Origin of the sequence: Actinoplanes sp. NPDC020271 (genome assembly GCF_044388125.1) — a bacterium.
In the GTDB taxonomy this organism is placed as follows: domain Bacteria; phylum Actinomycetota; class Actinomycetes; order Mycobacteriales; family Micromonosporaceae; genus Actinoplanes.
Window position 1 is genome coordinate 214447 of sequence record NZ_JBIRWQ010000012.1, and the last position, 14224, is coordinate 228670.

15 protein-coding genes are annotated in these 14224 nt (G+C 71.9%); 6 read left to right on the forward strand and 9 right to left on the reverse strand.

What is annotated here, in order from left to right; translation table 11 throughout:
• Positions 1-286: 286 nt before the first annotated feature.
• Together ACH442_RS26115 and ACH442_RS26120 are read right to left on the reverse strand one after the other, a co-directional pair.
• Positions 287-697, reverse strand: coding sequence for a VOC family protein (locus tag ACH442_RS26115; RefSeq protein ID WP_396340728.1), 411 nt, complete (start codon positions 695-697; stop codon positions 287-289).
• Positions 690-1535 (reverse strand): helix-turn-helix domain-containing protein, encoded by an 846-nt coding sequence (locus ACH442_RS26120; RefSeq protein ID WP_396340729.1) that lies wholly within the window; start codon positions 1533-1535, stop codon positions 690-692. Before ACH442_RS26120 ends, ACH442_RS26115 begins: the two co-directional genes overlap by 8 nt.
• A 133-nt stretch (positions 1536-1668) precedes the next feature.
• Between ACH442_RS26120 and ACH442_RS26125 the strand changes: the two genes are divergently transcribed.
• Complete coding sequence (locus ACH442_RS26125; RefSeq protein ID WP_396340730.1) at positions 1669-4563, forward strand: NACHT domain-containing protein; 2895 nt, start codon at positions 1669-1671, stop codon at positions 4561-4563.
• Here ACH442_RS26125 and ACH442_RS26130 read toward each other — a convergent pair.
• From ACH442_RS26130 to ACH442_RS26150, 5 genes are all read right to left on the reverse strand, one after another.
• A complete protein-coding gene (locus ACH442_RS26130; protein WP_396340731.1) occupies positions 4546-5178 on the reverse strand; it encodes a response regulator in 633 nt (210 codons plus the stop codon). The genes ACH442_RS26125 and ACH442_RS26130 overlap by 18 nt on opposite strands.
• A gap of 34 nt (positions 5179-5212) precedes the next feature.
• Positions 5213-6460, reverse strand: coding sequence for a sensor histidine kinase (locus ACH442_RS26135; RefSeq protein ID WP_396340732.1), 1248 nt, complete (start codon positions 6458-6460; stop codon positions 5213-5215).
• 34 nt (positions 6461-6494) lie between these two features.
• Entirely contained in the window at positions 6495-7235 is a 741-nt protein-coding gene (locus tag ACH442_RS26140; RefSeq protein WP_396340733.1) for an ABC transporter permease, read from the reverse strand.
• Positions 7232-8140, reverse strand: a complete 909-nt coding sequence (locus ACH442_RS26145; protein ID WP_396340734.1) for an ABC transporter ATP-binding protein — start codon at positions 8138-8140, stop codon at positions 7232-7234. Before ACH442_RS26145 ends, ACH442_RS26140 begins: the two co-directional genes overlap by 4 nt.
• Before the next feature lie 85 nt (positions 8141-8225).
• The gene (locus tag ACH442_RS26150; protein ID WP_396340735.1) at positions 8226-9419 is read right to left on the reverse strand and encodes a glycosyltransferase; all 1194 of its coding nucleotides are present in this window, start codon (positions 9417-9419) and stop codon (positions 8226-8228) included.
• A 356-nt stretch (positions 9420-9775) separates the two neighbouring features.
• On the opposite strand from ACH442_RS26150, the gene ACH442_RS26155 reads away from it, so the two are divergent.
• Entirely contained in the window at positions 9776-10213 is a 438-nt protein-coding gene (locus ACH442_RS26155; RefSeq protein WP_396340736.1) for an SRPBCC family protein, read from the forward strand.
• 81 nt (positions 10214-10294) lie between these two features.
• Here ACH442_RS26155 and ACH442_RS26160 read toward each other — a convergent pair whose 3' ends face one another.
• Positions 10295-11878: a phytoene desaturase family protein gene (locus ACH442_RS26160; protein ID WP_396340779.1), complete on the reverse strand. Its 1584-nt coding sequence runs from the start codon at positions 11876-11878 to the stop codon at positions 10295-10297.
• Between the two features lie 57 nt (positions 11879-11935).
• Between ACH442_RS26160 and ACH442_RS26165 the strand changes: the two genes are divergently transcribed.
• The 3 genes from ACH442_RS26165 to ACH442_RS26175 all read left to right on the forward strand — a co-directional run bounded on the left by ACH442_RS26165 (position 11936) and on the right by ACH442_RS26175 (position 13123).
• Complete coding sequence (locus tag ACH442_RS26165; RefSeq protein WP_396340737.1) at positions 11936-12334, forward strand: DUF2795 domain-containing protein; 399 nt, start codon at positions 11936-11938, stop codon at positions 12332-12334.
• On the forward strand, positions 12331-12795 hold the full coding sequence (locus ACH442_RS26170; protein ID WP_396340738.1) for an SRPBCC family protein: 465 nt from the start codon (positions 12331-12333) through the stop codon (positions 12793-12795). The genes ACH442_RS26165 and ACH442_RS26170 overlap by 4 nt, the downstream gene beginning before the upstream one ends.
• 148 nt (positions 12796-12943) lie before the next feature.
• Complete coding sequence (locus ACH442_RS26175) at positions 12944-13123, forward strand: hypothetical protein (protein ID WP_396340739.1); 180 nt, start codon at positions 12944-12946, stop codon at positions 13121-13123.
• On the opposite strand, the gene ACH442_RS26180 is transcribed toward ACH442_RS26175, so the two are convergent.
• A complete protein-coding gene (locus tag ACH442_RS26180) occupies positions 13124-13852 on the reverse strand; it encodes a hypothetical protein (RefSeq protein WP_396340740.1) in 729 nt (242 codons plus the stop codon). It abuts the gene before it with no gap.
• 31 nt (positions 13853-13883) lie between these two features.
• On the opposite strand from ACH442_RS26180, the gene ACH442_RS26185 reads away from it, so the two are divergent.
• Positions 13884-14201, forward strand: a complete 318-nt coding sequence (locus ACH442_RS26185; protein WP_396340741.1) for a hypothetical protein — start codon at positions 13884-13886, stop codon at positions 14199-14201.
• Positions 14202-14224: the final 23 nt, after the last annotated feature.

Below are 14224 nucleotides of genomic sequence, written 5' to 3' on the forward strand. Positions count from 1 at the left end.
CGCCGCCGCCCAGCCGGGACGCCAGCCTCGAACCGCCGCCACACGGCCGGAACGCCAGCCTCGAACCGCCGCCGCCCAGCCGGAACACCGATCCCGAACCGCCGCCACACGGCCGGAACACCGATCCCGAACCGCCGCCACACGGCCGGAGCCCGGCCCCGATACCGGAGGGCCCGGCAGACCGGAAGCGACGCGCAGAACGGCCCACAGCGGTCGGCCGGCAGCGGACAGCGCCGGCGGCAGCAGACAGCAATGGCGGCAGCAGACAGCCGGTAGCGGACGGCGGTCAGCGTGAGGCGCCGCGGTAGGTGCCGAAGGACCAGAGGTTGCCCTCCGGGTCGCGGGCGGCGAAGTCGCGGGAACCGTAGTCCGTGTCGAAGGGCTCGCGGACGATCTCCGCTCCGGCGGCGCGGGCGCGGGCGGCGAGTTCGTCCGGTTCGTCGGTCACCGCGTAGGCCCCGAAGGTGCCCGGCGGCAACGCCCACGCGTCGTCCGCCCGGTCGCGGACCGAGCCGAGCATGACCCCGCCGCCCGGCGGCCAGTCCAGCTGGCAGTGGTCGACGCGGTCGCCCTCGCCGTAGGTCGCCGTCTCCTCGAAGCCGAACGCCTCCACCAGGAAGCGGATCAGCGCGCGGGCGTCCCGCGCCCGCAGCGTGGGCCACACCTGCGGCGGCGGTGGTGTCTTCTCGTCAGTCATGCACCTCATCGTCGGCATCGGCGGCCGCGGCCGCTTGGACGAAACCGAACTCGTCGGACAACCACCGGGACGGGGCACACCCGGCGAACGCCTGGAAGTCCCGCACGAGGTGGGACTGGTCGGCATAGCCCTGCTCGGCGGCGAGGTCGGCCAGGCGGACCCCGGGCCGCAGCGCCCGGCGGGCACGGTCGAACCGGACGATCCGCGCCGCTTCCTTCGGCCGCAGGCCCAGCTCGGCCCGGAACCGGTCGGTGAGGTGACGGGCGCTCCACCCGACCTCACCCGCGAGGTCGTCGATCGAACCGCCCCCACGGCGGAGCCTGCCCCAGACGTGGGCCACCCGATCCAGCCCGGCCGGGGCCGGCGCCGCCCCGAGCAGCCCGGTCAGCGCCGTGTCGAGGACCGCGAACCGGGCCGGCCAGCCGGGCGCCGTGCACAGTCGCTCCCGCACCTCGGCGACGAAGGCCTCACCGAGGAGCGCGGCCGGATCCACGTCGAGCTCGGCCAGCTCGGCGGCCGGCAGCCCGAGCAGCGCCCGGCAGCCCAGCGGCTGCAACGCCACCTGCACCCCGGACTGGCGCCCGTCGTGCGTGATCGTCGCCGGACGCCGGTGCAGCCCGCCGAGCAGCGCCTCGAACGGGCCCGGGGCCTGCCGCCGATCCGGGTGCTCGGCGATCACCAGCGGCTCGTCCATCGTGAAGATCAGCGTCAGGTACGGCGAGGGCAACCCGCGGTGCCGCCCGGGTGGGACACCGCGCTGTCGATAGCCGGAGTAGAACGCCACGTGCCCACGCAGGGCCGACGTGGGCCTGGCCTGCGCGTACTCGTCCACCAGCATGAGAACCCCCTTCCGTAGATCAAGGCTGCACCCTGCCCCGGGGGCAGAGTCAAGCCGCGGAACAGCGGGACCTGACGACCGGCCGGATTCGATTACGATCCTCGATGTCCGGCATCGGCGGAACGGGGGTGGGATGGAGAACCGGCCGTCGCTGTCCCGCACGCTGGCCGCCGCCACCGTCACCGTCGGGCTCGGCCTGATCGGCAACCTGATCACCAACGCGATCAGCCCACCGGCGGCGTGGCGACGCTGGTGGGTGCCGGCTCTCTGGGCGATCCTCGCGGTGCTGTTCGTCGCGGCGGTGGTGCTTGATCGCGTACGAGGGAAATCGTCTTTTGATCTTGAGCGTCAGCGCCGTCTCTTCGTCGGGGCCCTGATCGCCGAGGTCACCCGGATCAGTGCGAAGGACAACTGGCGCGACGACCGGTTCGCCGAGCTGCACGCCGAGCTGGAGGTGACGAGCGGCCGTCGCGGGCCACGCCGGGTGCGGTCACTGACCCGGGCGCTGCGCCGGAGCCGGGATCGGCTGATCCTGCTGCAGGGCGAGCCCGGGGCCGGGAAGTCCGTCGCGCTGCGGCACCTGGCGCTGCGCGAGCAGCGCGGGGTCATCCCGCTCTATCTCAACCTGAAGGAGCTGCGCCGGGACGGGAGCGAGCCGGTCGACGCGACCACCATCCGCGAGTTCGTCCTCGCCGCGCTGAACCGCTCGCGCAGTGCCGGGGTCGCCGAGTTCCTCGCCACCGAGCTGGACGCCGGGATGCGGAACGGCACCTGGGTGTTCCTGTTCGACTCGTTCGACGAGATCCCCGACATCCTGACCGCCACCGAGGTGGAGCCGGTCGTCGAGGAGTACGCCGACGCCGTCCACGCGTTCCTGCACACCATGAACGTCTGCCGGGGCGTCGTCGCCTCCCGCGAGTTCCGCGGCCCGCGCCGGTTCGGCTGGCCCCGGTTCACCATTCTTCGCCTGACCGACCGGCAGAAACGGCGGCTGATCCGGCGCGCCGGGCTGACCCCGGCCCAGGAGGGCCTGCTCGTCGGCGGGATCACGTCGGCCGGCAGCGTGCTGGGGCCGTTCTCCGACAACCCGATGCTGCTCGGGCTGCTGACCGACTTCGTGGCCCGCAACGACGCGCTGCCGCGGACGTCGCACGAGGTGTTCGAGGACTTCGTCGCCGGTCGGCTGGCCCGGGACCGTGATCGGGTCGAGCAGCGGTTCGGGCTGGACGCGGCGGCGCTGCGCTCGGCCGCGGAGATGGCGGCGTTCTGCATGGCGGCGTCGCCCGGTCTCGGACTCTCGCCCTCCTACGACGAGCTGGTGGCAGCGGTCGAGGGGCGGTTCGGGCCGCAGCCGGATCTGCGCGAGCGTCTGGAGGCGCTCGCCTTCGTGAAGCTGGCGTCGAGTGCGACCACGCCGGGCGGCGGGAGCGAGTTCAGCTTCGTGCATCGCCGCTTCCAGGAATTCTTTGCCACCGCTCGGGTGCTCTCCGCGAATGCGCAAGGGGTTGCGGCGTCCGCCTGGGCGCCCGAAGCGACCGCCCGGGTGCTCGAAGAGGCCGCCGCTGTCCCGCTCGAGCAACTTCTCACCGCCGGGCAGTGGCGCGAGACCGCGGTCACCCTGCTGCAGACCCGGGCGGACGACGACCTCCTCCGCACCACCGAACGCCTGGTCCGCGACGCGATCCCCACCCGCTCCCGGGCCCGGCGCTTCGCCTGGCCACCGGGCGCACTGCACCTGTTGTCCCTGCTCAGCGCCGGCCTGGACGAGGATTCGGTGGCCCGGCTCGACCCGCGGGTGCGCGGCCGGATCGGGCGGCTGCTCCGGCGGGCGTACGAGAGCGGTTCTCGCGCCGACCAGGTGTGGGCGATCGAGAACGTGTCCGCGGCCCCCGAGCCCGACCGCGACGAACTGCTCGATCAGGCCGCCGGCAGCCCCAGTCTGCTGTTGCAGGAGTCGGCGCTGGCCCAGGTCGGCCGGTTGCGGGTGATGCCGCCGTCGCTGGCCCGGCAGGTTCGCGGGGTGCTGATCGGCCGGGCCGGGCGGGGGCGGTTGTGGCGGGACCGGCACGCGATCCTCGCCGGGATCCGGCGGTTGCGCGATCCGCGCCCGTTCACGCGGTTGATCGGGGTGCTGCTGGCCACACCGGTGCTGGACGCCGCGGTGGTGGCCACGTTCGCCCTGGTGGCGCTGGTCCGGGGCACTCCGACGTGGCGGCTGCCGGTGATCGTGGCGGCGGCCGAGGCCGTGGCTCTGATCGGCTATCTCGTTCCGTGTCTGGCGGTCAGCATGTCAGCGGCCGAGTCCGCGGCCGGCCGGTGGCGCTCCTGGCGTGACCCGCTGGACTCGGTGGCCGTCATCGCCACGATCCTGCGTGCTTACGGCCTGGCCGTGCTCGTCGCGGCGATATCCGGCTGGCATCTGCTTCCGGCGCTTGTCACCTGCTACTCAGCCCTGTGCTTCCATACCTACTTGTCGACGGCCGCCTCCCCCGAACCACTGCCGCTGAACAAGTTCGTGACCGCGCCGGTGATCTGGACCGCCCGGGAAATCCGCGAGCTGCTCGACTGGCGGGACGGCTTCACCTGGATCCACAGCGAACCGAAACGCGCCGCCGTCAGGCTGATCCCACTTGTGGTCGCCCTGGCCGTCTCCACGACTTATTCCGTCGTCTCCGCGGAGCCGGTCGAGCGTTCCTCCCTCCGGCTGATCATCATCTTCCTCCTCGCCGTTGCCGTGGTAGGGACGGCGCAGGAATGCACCACCAGGACAAGGGCCCGCCGGGACCGGCGGCGGATCACCGAGGCCGGTGCTCTGGACTCCGCGGGCATCCGCGCCCTCCTCACCGGCCTGCACACCGACCGCGGCCTGTTCTTCCTGGTCCGCGGCCTGCGACGCAACGAGTTCACCGCCACCCCCGACGCCGTCCAGGAGCTGCGGACCCTGGACACCTACCGGGTCCGCCCGAGCCAGGAGACCCTCGACGAGATCGCCCGGCTGATCGCCGAGCGCCTAGTCGCGGCCGAGTAAGCCTCGCTCGAACGCTGCGGCCACTGCCGCCGCGCGGTCCCTGACCCCCAATTTCGCGTACGCATGCAGCAGGTGAGTCTTCACGGTCGCCTCGCTGATGAACAGCTTCCCGGCGGTCTCCCGGTTGCTGCAGCCGCGCGCGATCAGCGTCAGCACTTCGAGTTCCCGCTGGCTGAGCGGTTCTTTGTCGGGGGCGGGGGCCCGCAGCCGTCCCATGAGTCGTCCCGCCACCGACGGCGACAGCACGGATTCGCCGCGGTCGGCCGCGACGACGGCCCGGAACAGTTCTTCGCGCGGCGCGTCTTTCAGCAGGTAACCGGTGGCGCCCGCTCTGATCGCCGGCAGCACGTCACTGTCGGTGTCGTACGTGGTCAGCACCAGCACCCGCGCGGCCGAGCCGTTCTCCTTGAGCGACCGGATCGTGCTGACCCCGTCCATGACCGGCATCCGCAGGTCCATGAGGATGACGTCGGGGTTGACCGTGGCGGCCACGGCGAGCGCCTCCCGTCCGTCGCCGGCCTCGCCGAGCACGGTGAACCGGTCGTCCCCGGCGAACATGCCGCGCAGCCCGTCCCGGACCACGGGATGATCGTCCACGATCAGCAGCCCGATCACGCAACCTCCTCAGAAGAACCGTTGACCGGCGTGATCACGCCACCCCGCCGACCATGACGGCCGGTACGCAGGCCGACAGCGCCGTCCCGTTCCCCGGCTCCGACTCCACCGCCAGCGTCCCGGCGATCCGCGCCAGCCGTTCCCGCATCGCGCTGAGCCCGAACCCGCCGGTCGCGGTGACCTCGCGCGGCTGTTCCGGCTCGAATCCGTCGCCGTCGTCGCGCACGTCCAGCGTCACCACGTCCTCCATGTACGACAGGGTCAGCCCGACCCGGCCCGCGTTGGCGTGCCGGGCGACGTTGGCGAGGGCTTCCTGGGCCGTACGCAGAAGGGTCGTCTCGATCTCGGGAAGCAGTCGCCGCGCCGTACCCGTGGTGGTGAGGTCGGCTCGGACCCCGTGCAGGCCGGACCACGTCTCCACCACGTCGCCGAGCGCGTCGGGCAGCCCGGCGTCGTCGAGCTGGTGCGGGCGCAGCGCCTGCACCGAACGGCGTGCCTCGGCGAGGCTTTCCCGGGCGAGGCGTTTCGCGGCGGTGAGGTGGCGGTCGCGTTCGCCGGGGTGGGCTTCGGCCGCTTCCAGCTGGGTGACGATCCCGGTGAGGCCTTGGGCCAGCACGTCGTGGATCTCCCCGGCCATCCGTTGCCGTTCGTCGAGCACACCGGCCTCGTGGGCCTGGACGAGCAGCTGGGCGTGCAACCCGGCGTTCTCGTTGAGCGCCTCCTCGAGCTTCGCGTTCGCGTCGGCGAGGTCGTCGATCATCTGGATGCGCTGCTCGGTGGTCCGGATCTTGCCCATCTCGACCCAGGTCATGGTGGCCGAGATGCCCGCGTTGAGCAGGAACAGGACCAGGAACAGCATCCGCCCGCCGCTGGTGTGCAGGATCGACCAGCCGCCGGACTGGGAGCCGGCGGTGACCACGGCGACGGCGATCGCGCCGACCACCCGCCACCGGCCGGCCAGGGCGTAGACCGTGTAGAGGTAACCGGTCCAGACGAAGAAGCCGTAGAGCGGGCTGCACTCGACCAGCACCGCGCTCAGCGCGATCAGCAGGGCGAAGAGCAGGATCGACGGCCACCGCTGCAGGTAGGTCTGGGCCAGGCTGCGGAAGGCGAGGATCCAGATTGCGGTGAGCCCGGCCGCCACCAGCGTGAAGCCCATCGGCTGCTGGGGCAGGCCGGAGTCCCGGGCCAGCCAGGCGAGCAGGGTGGCCGCGGCCAGCAGGGCGAACGAGACACCGGTCAGTTTCCGGGTGGTCCACTCGGCACGGATGCTGTCTTCCATCGACGCTCCCCCTCCCCCGTCCGGCCCCAGTCTGTCAGTTCCAGCGGAACAATCGCGCGGCCCCGAACCCGAAGAGGACCAGGTATCCGAGGAGGACGACCGTGGAGAGCCAGTTCGGCCAGGTGCCGCTCATCGCGTCGTGCAGGGCCCGCTCGCCGGCGCCCATCGGGGTGAAGTCGCCGATCCGCTGCACCCAGTCCGGCATGAACTCGCGCGGCAGCCACAACCCGGCGAAGAACATCGACGGGAAGAACAGCAGCGTGCCGACCGCGTTGCCGGCCTTGCCGGTGGGCACGAGCGCGGCGATGAACAGCCCGATCGCGAACACGCCGAGGGCGCAGAGCACGAAGGCCAGGACGAAGCCGGGGAAGTTCTCGGCGAGACGGACCCCGTAGGCGAGCCGGCCGACCGCGATGCAGAGCGCGGCCGATACCAGCGCCATCAGGATCATCGCGGTCATCTGCGCGGCGAGCAACGTGATCGGCCGGACCGGGGTGGTGGCGATCCGGCGCAGGACCCCCCGTTCGCGGTAGGTGGCGAGCACCATCGGCAGCACCTGCAGGCCGAGCATGGCCAGGGTCAGGGCGACCCCGATGCCGACGTAGACGTCGATCGTGCGCAGGCCGTTCAGTTCCGGCGACGGCTCCCGGAACGCGGTGATCGCGCCGAGGATCGCGATCAGGATCGTCGGGAACAGCAGCGCGAAGAAGGCGCCGACCGGCTCGCGGAGGAAGAGCTTGATCTCGGTACGCGTGAGCTTGGCGAAGACGGTCACTTGTCACTCCCGTGAGTGCGGCCGGTCAGGCGGACGAAGGCGTCGTCGAGGCTGGCCTGTTCGAGGCGCAGGTCGTTCGCGACGATCTGGTGGACGGCCAGGACCGTGCTCACCGCCTGCAGCAGGTTGCCGGTGCCGACCACCTCGACGCGGTCACCGGTGTGCCGCACCTCGCGCACCTCGGGAAGGGCCGTGAGCAGGGCGTCGTCGAGCGGCTGGGAGGGGCGGAAGCGGATCGTCTGCTCGGTCTCGGCGCGCTCGACCAGGCCGGCCGGCGTGTCCAGCGCGATGACCGAACCCCGGTCGATCACGGCGAGCCGGTCACAGAGCCGCTCGGCTTCCTCCATGAAGTGCGTGACCAGCACGACCGTGACGCCGCGGTCGCGGACCGACTCGATCAGGTCCCAGGTGTCGCGGCGGGCGGCCGGGTCCAGCCCGGTGGTCAGCTCGTCGAGGATCGCGATGCGCGGGTTGCCGATCAGCGCGCACGCGATCGAGAGTCGCTGTTTCTGACCACCCGAGAGCTTCCCGTACGGCGTACGCAGCTTCTCCTCGAGACCGAGGTCACCGGCGAGCACACGCCAATCGGCCGGCTCGGGGTAGAAGGCGCTGTAGAGGTCGAGCGCCTCCCGTACCGTCAATTTCTCCTGGAACTGGGATTCCTGGAGTTGGACGCCGACCTCGGCCCGCAGCGAAGGATCGCGCGGAGCGCGTCCGAGCACCCGGATGCTGCCGCTGCCGGGCGTGCGCAGCCCGGCGACGCACTCGACGGTGGTGGTCTTGCCGGCGCCGTTCGGTCCGAGGATGCCGAAGATCTCGCCGGCCTCGACGGTGAACGACACGTCGCGCACCGCGACGGTGTCCCCGTAACGCTTGCTGAGGTTGCTGACCTCGATGACTGCCATGCATTGAGCGTCGCGGACCGGCCCGGGTGCCCGAATCGACCAGCGAGCGAACTCCTCCATCCACCAGTTGGTGGATGGAGGAGTACTACGCGACCGCTTCCGGCTCCGCCTCGGCCGGGCGGCGCAGGCCGGTCACCGCCGAGTAGACCGAGCCGATCTGCGCGGCCACCCGCTTCCACGAGTACGCCTGGCGGGCCCGGTCCAGCGCCGCCGTCGCGTACGTGAACCGGCGCACCTTGTCGTTGATCAGCCGGCGGACCGCGCCGCCGAGCGCCCGGGGATCGCGGGCCGGGACCAGGTCACCGGTCAGGCCGTCGACGACCGTCTCGGTCAGCCCGCCGACCGCGGTGCCGATCACCGGCACGCCGCAGGCCATGGCCTCCAGCGCGGACCGCTCGAACTGTTCCTCCCAGGGCGCCGCGACCAGCAGGTCGGCCGACCGGTACCAGCTCGGCATGTCGCGGTGCGGCACCGCGCCGACCAGCCGGAACCGGTCCGCCACCTGGAACTTCTCGGCCAGGGCGCGCAGCGACTTGGCGCCCGGGTCACTGCGGAGCTGGTCGGCCGGCGGGCCGCCGACGACCACCACCTCGGCGCCGGGGACGTACCGCATCGCCTGGATGACGTCGCTGTGCCCCTTGTGCTCGACGAGTTTGCCGACCGAGAGGATCCGCGGGCGTTCCGGGTCGCGCGGGACGGCCGGGCCCTCCGGGCTGAACCGTTCGCTGTCGACGCCGGCCGGGACGACGGTCAGCTGCGCCCGTGGCACCCCGATCCGGACCAGGCCGAGCAACTCGTCCTGGGTCTGCGCGACCACCCGGTCGACGGCGCGCCCGAGGGCCCGCTCGTAGCCGGTGCGCGACGGACCGGCCGTGCTCGGTCCCAGCGCGCCGATCTCGTGGAACGACTGCACGACCGGGATGTTGAGCTGCTTGGCGGCGGTGACCGCGGCCAGGCCGCTGGTCCAGAAGTGGGCGTGGGCGACGTCCGGCGTCCAGCCGTCGCGCTGCCAGTGCTCACCGAGCAGACGGGCGAACTCGGCCATGTGCGGCAGCAGTTGCTCGGCGGGCAGCGGGCGGGCCGGACCGGCCGAAACGTGGATGACCCGCACACCGTTCACGACCGTGGCCGTCTCGGCCTGGCCGGGATCGGTGCGGCGGGTGTAGACCCGCACCTCGTGTCCGAGATCGGCGAGCGCCGTGGACAGGTCGGCGACGTGAGCGTGCTGGTCGCCTACACCGAGCGGGCTGGCGTGCTCGGAGATCATCGCAATCCGCACGGGGTCTCCTCAGGCGACATGAAAGCAACGGTGACAACGGCGTGTTTCGTTGCCCGTCGACCTTCAGCGTAAACATCGGGACCGGCCACGACCGGTGATTACCACTCAGTCACCGACCCGGCGACGGCAGAACTCGACGTACTCGTCGAGCAGTGCCTCGACGTCAGCGGTGGCCGCATTCCGAAGGCGCTCGAAGAGATCGGGACACAGCCGGGCGTTGCCGCGGACCCGGCTCGGCTGCCGGCCGCGGCGGACAGCTCGCGACGGCTCCGGCTCTGGCCGGCGCTGCGCCCGGCCGCGGCCGGGCGCCGGGAACGGCGCCGTTAGGACCGGGCTTCGCAGGGTAAGTCCACCCCGTGGCTACCGTGACCCGCACCGTCGAGGCCCCACCCGAACGCGTCTTCGCCGTCCTCGCCGACGGCTGGACGTACAGCGACTGGGTGGTCGGCACCTCCCACATCCGTGACGTCGAGAAGACCTGGCCGCAGACCGGCTCCCGGCTGCACCACAAGGCCGGGCCGTGGCCGCTGTCGCTGCACGACTCCTCCACCGTGCTGGAGTGCGTCCCCGACCGTGGGCTCAAGATCCGGGCCGGGTTGTGGCCGCTCGGCGAGGCGATCGTGAACATCGTCCTGGAGCCGGAGCGCGACGGCCGGACCAAAGTCGTGATGCACGAGGACTTCGAGTCCGGCCCGCTGCTCTGGGTCCGCAACAAGATCAACGACCTGGTGCTGCATCAGCGCAACGTGGAGGCGCTGCGCCGTCTGGCCGACATCGTCGAGGCGCGCGCCTGACCCAGCACCATCCCGCGATCAAGACCCGCTTCTCCGGTACGGCGGTGAGCCGCGCGCGCCTCGGCGACGCGCGCTGCCCGCCTACCGGTAGATGGCCCGCTGCAGCCCGCCGATCACCAGTCGATACGCGTCGCCGCTGATCCCGCGGTCCCGGGCCAGCGCCGCCCGCGCCGCGTTCGCCCCCGGCGCCCCGTGCACCCCGCCGCCCGGGTGCGCCGACGAGCTGCCCAGGTACAGCCGGTCGACCGGTGTGTCGGCCCGTCCCAGCCCCGGGATCGGCCGGAAGAACAGCTGCTGGAACGCGGCCGAGGTGCCCCCGCCGAGCGCACCACCGACCAGCGACGGGTTCTCCCGTTCCAGGTCCCCGGGGGCGAACACGTGCCGCCCCACGACCGAGGCGCGGAACCCCGGCGCCTGCTCCTCGACGACCGCCTCCATCCGCTCGACGTGCGCCGCGATCTCGTCGGCGGGCCAGTCGCGCCGGTGCGGCAGGTGGGTGTACGCCCAGGCGCTCTCCGTCCCCTCCGGTGACCGGGAACGATCAGCCGTCGTCATCTGCCCGAAGAGCAGGAACGGGTGGTCCGGGACGGCCCCGGTGGCGATCTTCGCGGCGTACCGCGTCAGGCCGTTCAGATCCGCGCCCAGGTGCACCGTGCCGGAGCCGGCGACCTCCGGGTTCTTCCACGGGATCCGGCCGTTGAGCGCCCAGTCGACCTTCACCGTCGCCCCGTCCCAGCGGAAGTGGGCGAGGTCCTCCAGCATCCGCCCGGGCAGCCAGCGCTCGTCGACCAGGTCGAGCAGGAGCGCCGGGGCCGGCACGTCGGCGATCACCGCCCGGCGCGCCCGCCAGTCCCGCCCGTCCGCCGTCCGGACGCCCATCGCCCGCCCGCGCGCGACCAGGACCCGGCTCACCGGCGCCCGGTAGACGATCTCCCCGCCCCGTGAACGCAGCCGGTCGACCAGGGCGGACGTGAGTTTCCCGGCTCCGCCGACCGGCACCGGCCAGCCGACCTCCTGCCCGAGCATGGAGAGCAGCCAGCCGTAGACGCCACCGCCCGCCTCCTCCGGTGACAGGTCGGTGTGCAGCGCGCAGCCGGCCAGCAGCACCTGCGCGCCCTCACCGGCGAACAGCTCCGAACCCAGCTCACGCGCGGAGAGCACGAGCCGGCGCGCCAGCCGCAGCGTCTCACCCGTGCCCAGCTGCCGGACGAGACCGAGCCCGGCCCGGACCGGCGGGAACGGCCGCAGGATCGCCTCGAGCATGCGACCCGAGACAGCGGACCAGTCCTCGTACGCCGAAAGCCATTTCTCGCCGTCGCCGGGCGCGAACGCCTCCATCGACGCCATCGTCGCCCGCAGGTCCCGACTGACCGTGGCGGCGCGCCCGTCAGGCAGCAGATGACTGAAAACGTTCGGCGCGTGGGCCCAGCTCAGGCCGAACCGCTCCAGCTCCAGCTCGCGCAGCACCGGCGAGGCGAAACCGAGCGGGTAGAACGCGCTGAACAGGTCCGACAGGTAACCGGGTGCGGTGATCTCGCCGGATCGCACCGCCCCACCGGGGTCACCCGTCGCCTCCAGCACCCGGACCGACCACCCCGCGTCGGCCAGCAGATTCGCTGCCACCAATCCGTTGTGCCCAGCCCCGACGATCACCGCATCAACCATGTCCACATTCGCACGTTAGCCACGTTTAGCCCCTGACGGCGAGGGCACCCCGCAATCATGGAACGGGGAAACAGCAAACACGGCACGGTGCTCGACGAGCAGATGGCCCAGGAGGTGCGGGGCAGCATTCAGGGAGTCGCGGGTGGCCGCGCCGACGAATGGCACACGCCCGAGCCACCCGGCGAGGACCAGCCGCGGGTCACCATCGCACCCAACGGCGACTTCGGCCGCGGCATCCCGGACGGCGTGGGCAGCGCCCAGGGCGAGGCGCTGAGCCGGTTCGGGAGCTTCCTCGGCCGGAGCGCCTTCCCGGGCGACCGCGCCGCGCTGGAGGCCTCGGCGCGCGGCATGAACGCTCCCGACGACGTCCTGCGGCGGATCATGTCGCTGCCCGAGGGCCGGACGTTCGAGAACACCGCCGACGCATGGCATGCGAGTGAAGGAGGAACCGCGTGAGCACGGTCACCGAGTTCGTTGACGTCAACGTCCCGGTCCGCACCTGTTACGACCAGTGGACCCAATTCGAGGAGTTCCCGCGCTTCATGGAGGGCGTGGAGGAGATCAAGCAGCTGGACGACACCCACACGCACTGGAAGACCAAGATCGCCGGGATCGAGCGCGAGTTCGACGCGCAGATCACCGAGCAGCTCCCGGACGAGCGCGTCGCCTGGACCGCCACCGAGGGCGAGAAGCAGGCCGGGGTCGTCACGTTCCACCGCCTCGACGACACGCACACCCGGGTCACGGTCCAGATCGACTTCGACCCGCAGGGCCTCGTCGAGATCGCCGGCGACAAACTCGGCATCGTCGACCGCCGGATCAAGGGCGACCTGCACCGCTTCAAAGAGTTCATCGAGAGCCGCGGCGGCATCACCACCGGCGCGTGGCGCGGCCAGGTCGACCGGCCCGGCGCATGATCACTTCGTCATCCCACGACGGCCGCCCTCCGGGGCGGCCGTCATTTTTTCACCCCCTTCGCGCGTACGTCGTGAGCCGCGCTCCGAAGTCCGTCACCCACCCGGGCCGGCGTCGTTTCGCGAGCCGTCCCCCGGGTACGCGGAAGTCATGAGTGATCGATCCGAAGGCGCGTGGCGCGACGAAGAGAAACTGCCACTGAGCGAGCTCAAGCAGGCCATGGCGACGTGGGACACCGACGGGCAGAACGAGCCGAACGACAACGACACCGGCAACCAGCCGGGCGACGACGTGCGGCCCAGCACCGTGGGACCCAGCGGACCCCAGTGATCAGCGTGTTCGCGGCCGGCCCGGCACGCCCCGGCGCAGGATCACACTGCCCATCCCGGCCGCCGCGCGGACCTCGTACCGATCAGCGGCCCGGCGCCAGCCGTCCTCCTGGAGGACCCCGCCCGCAGGCGTCCCGTTGTTCACCACCCACGGGGTGACGACCGACCCGGCGCCCCGGTCCAGCCGGATCCGGAACGGCGCGGCCGGCCGCACCCGCCGCCGGCACGGAACCGCGCAGGCCGGCGACGCCGCGGCGGTCAGCACCGCGGTACCGACCCCGCCGGTGAACGTCACCGGCATCGTGCCGTCCGGCTCCGGCAGCCCGACCTCGGCCAGCCCCGAAGCGCCCAGCTCGACCCGGCTCACCCGGCCGTCCCGCAGATTCAGCTGCTGCTCGCCTGCCCCGGCCGGCAACCGGATGTCCCAGCGGACGTCCCGGTTCAGCACGATGCGTACCTCATCGAGACCGTCACTCCCGGTAGCCCGCAAACTCACCGAGACCCGGCCGCCGCGCCGGGTGACGACCGGCGCGACCCCCGCGTCCGCCGCCGCACTGACCCGGTAGAGCAGCCCCGGCAGAGCCGCCGTCAGCACCTGCACCCGGCTCGCCGCGTCGGTCACCGTGAGCCAGGCACCGCTCCGATCCAGCAGTGGACCCGACGCCACCAGCTCGGTCACCCCCGGTGGCGGAACCGTCACCGGGGCCGACTGATGCGCCGAACCGGCCATAACCGCTCCCACCAGCGCGGATACTCCGATCATGGCAGCTGTTGAGCGGGACGGACGCAATGCTGAGGGCACCATCGGACAACGCAGAATCGGCCGAACGGGTGACGGCACAACGGACTTATCGCGCCAGAATTTCCGGGTGCGATCTGCCGGATTCCTGTCTGAACGTCAGCGCCGCCTCGCCTGGGTGGGCTTCCTCCTAGCCGCTTTCCAGGCCCCGCTGGCCGCGAAGCTCATCGAAGACGCCTCTTGGTTCTTCGCCGTCGTCGTCGCCCTCGTGGTGGCAACGGTCATCATCGCCGACGACGCCCAGCGTCGCCGCCCCTCGCCGGCCGACTACCCGGAGTAATCCTGGGCGCGTCCACCCTGTGC

Bases quoted from the DNA above. Each gene is read 5' to 3' on its own strand.
- ACH442_RS26125 (WP_396340730.1), top strand. From the start codon at position 1,669: ATGGAGAACCGGCCGTCGCTGTCCCGCACGCTGGCCGCCGCCACCGTC.
- ACH442_RS26135 (WP_396340732.1), bottom strand. From the start codon at position 6,460: ATGGAAGACAGCATCCGTGCCGAGTGGACCACCCGGAAACTGACCGGT.
- ACH442_RS26185 (WP_396340741.1), top strand. From the start codon at position 13,884: ATGGCAGCTGTTGAGCGGGACGGACGCAATGCTGAGGGCACCATCGGA.
- ACH442_RS26145 (WP_396340734.1), bottom strand. From the start codon at position 8,140: ATGGCAGTCATCGAGGTCAGCAACCTCAGCAAGCGTTACGGGGACACC.
- ACH442_RS26115 (WP_396340728.1), bottom strand. From the start codon at position 697: ATGACTGACGAGAAGACACCACCGCCGCCGCAGGTGTGGCCCACGCTG.
- ACH442_RS26175 (WP_396340739.1), top strand. From the start codon at position 12,944: ATGAGTGATCGATCCGAAGGCGCGTGGCGCGACGAAGAGAAACTGCCA.
- ACH442_RS26120 (WP_396340729.1), bottom strand. From the start codon at position 1,535: ATGCTGGTGGACGAGTACGCGCAGGCCAGGCCCACGTCGGCCCTGCGT.
- ACH442_RS26180 (WP_396340740.1), bottom strand. From the start codon at position 13,852: ATGGCCGGTTCGGCGCATCAGTCGGCCCCGGTGACGGTTCCGCCACCG.
- ACH442_RS26160 (WP_396340779.1), bottom strand. From the start codon at position 11,878: ATGGTTGATGCGGTGATCGTCGGGGCTGGGCACAACGGATTGGTGGCA.
- ACH442_RS26165 (WP_396340737.1), top strand. From the start codon at position 11,936: ATGGAACGGGGAAACAGCAAACACGGCACGGTGCTCGACGAGCAGATG.